General features: G+C 47.5%; 2 protein-coding genes and 1 pseudogene. All 3 read left to right on the top strand.

Going from position 1 to position 2,003, the window contains the following annotated elements:
• Positions 1-145 precede the first annotated feature (145 nt).
• Positions 146-904: a YceK/YidQ family lipoprotein gene (locus AACY42_RS28300; protein ID WP_339483797.1), complete on the top strand. Its 759-nt coding sequence runs from the start codon at positions 146-148 to the stop codon at positions 902-904.
• A gap of 103 nt (positions 905-1,007) precedes the next feature.
• Positions 1,008-1,538, top strand: a complete 531-nt coding sequence (locus AACY42_RS28305) for a DUF3304 domain-containing protein (protein WP_339483798.1) — start codon at positions 1,008-1,010, stop codon at positions 1,536-1,538.
• Positions 1,526-2,003: pseudogene (locus tag AACY42_RS28310) on the top strand (T6SS phospholipase effector Tle1-like catalytic domain-containing protein); the annotation flags it as partial. The gene AACY42_RS28305 and the pseudogene AACY42_RS28310, both read left to right, overlap by 13 nt.

Consider the following 2,003-nt stretch of genomic DNA (forward strand, 5'->3'; position numbering starts at 1 on the left):
CAATTTTCGGATATTTCTGATGAGCAAGGTTTTGCCCTTTGTTATCGCCTGGTGCTTCAAGCGAGCAAAGAGAATTACTTTGGTGATTTACATGCGTATGCGAGATTTAATTTTGAAAAAAATCAAGGCAAGTAGGAAGGGTTTAATGGTTGGCAAACTGTTGAGAATGGCGGTGATGCCGCTTCTTGTTGTTTGTATGTCTGGGTGTGGTACTTATCTCGCGAGATTGGAAAATGGCGAATTTTCACGCGGTAACGAGTACTACAAAGGAGTTAATGCAGATATAAAAGTGTTAGGTGATGATGTCGGTTATTTGTCAATGGCTTGCTATGTGACAATCATCTGTCCGTTTGTTTTTTTGGCTAGCATTCCAATTGATCTTGCAGTGGATACAATTCTGGTTCCGCGTGATTATCTACGTGCAACCCGTCGAAAAAATATGACGTATCGGGAGGTCTCGTCGGGTGCGTCTTACGGTTCCATAAAGGTTGATTTCGGCACCTCCGTCGAAAAGTCCAAAAAACACAGCGAGGCCAACTACAAGGTGTCGTATAGAAAACAAAAACATTCTCTTGTTTTGTGGGTGAACGATGTGGTGCTGGCAGGCTCGACCTTAACGGCAATTATTCCTTATATTGAAGGCTATGAGCCACAGTCAATGCATGCCTACTCCGGTGGTGGGAACTATTTGCAGAGTGTCGGGGTAAGTATAGATAGGTTTCGCTTTTCTGAATTCAGAAAAGACAGTGACAATACTGTTGGTCCGCAGCCTAGTGGCGAGATTTTAACTTGCGATGAATATGGCAGTTCACAGTCTACCGTTTCTATAACTCCATATCTGAGTGCCGGTCTGCAAATTTCTCTGAGGATAGATAATCATGGCGCGCCATCGCTTCGTTGTTGACGTCATCCACCTTGCGTCGCCTCAGCAACAGAGCGACAACAGCGGTTTGCGCGGCGCGCCCACCTGTGTCCGAGCTTTATATGCCCGAGGCAAGAGATGAAAAATGAGAAACTTCAAGAAGATAGCTATATTGAACTGGGTGGGGGGCGGTTGTTTGCTTTTATTTGTGGCTGGATGTTCGGCGGGAACGCCTAAATTTTTAGCGGGTAATTTGAATGGAGTTAATCATACTTCGGCAGCAATCAATCACTTTTCCGTTAATGGTTATGGCGGAGCTAATATTTCTCCTTTCGGGTATGGCGGCGGAATGTGCTGTGTGATGTTGCCAAGCCAATGGGAGCCGGGACTGAAGTTTGAAGTGAAATGGGAAGCTGATCCGAATCCTAATGTACGGTTGCCCGCATTAGGAACTGATGAGTATCGAACTGCGTATGCAAAACATGAAGCCAACTACCAACAACATCGAGCCATCGTGGATCTCCCACCTTATGAAGACCGATTTTGCGCACTGGAAGTGCATTTCCTGCCTTGCAATGAAGTCAAGGTGTCCACGTCCTGCTGGCGTTATCCTTCACCAAATAACCCGATTAAAGAACCTTTGAAAATGCAGGAGCCTGCCGCATGTCCAAGATAAAAAGTCGTGAGCCGGTTTTTGCGCCGGCCTTGTTTCCTAAACAAGGACGTTTACCCTGCGATCCTCAAGCAGTCAGAAAGAATTACGAGCGACAAGTTGCTGAAGTGAACAATTATCGCCAGGAACAGAACGCTAAACGCGGTTTGCGCGGCGCGTCCACCTGTGCCCGTGCTTTACATATCAGCTTGTTTTTCGATGGCACCAACAATAACGAACCGCACGACACCAGAACGGCCAAGCCTCCCCATCCAACCAATATCGCCCGGCTCTATCACGCCAGCCTGGAACAACCGGAAAACGGTTACTTCCGTTATTACATTCCCGGCGTGGGCACGCCATTTCCGGAAATCGGCGAGTTGGATTTCACAACGTTCGGAATGGCCTTTGCCAATCGGGGCGAGGATCGGATCAATTGGGGGCTGTTGCAGATTGTCGATGCGCTGTCCTTCGCCCTGAACAAAGAGC

This window comes from Pseudomonas sp. RL_5y_Pfl2_73, assembly GCF_963970515.1.
In the GTDB taxonomy this organism is placed as follows: Bacteria; Pseudomonadota; Gammaproteobacteria; order Pseudomonadales; family Pseudomonadaceae; genus Aquipseudomonas.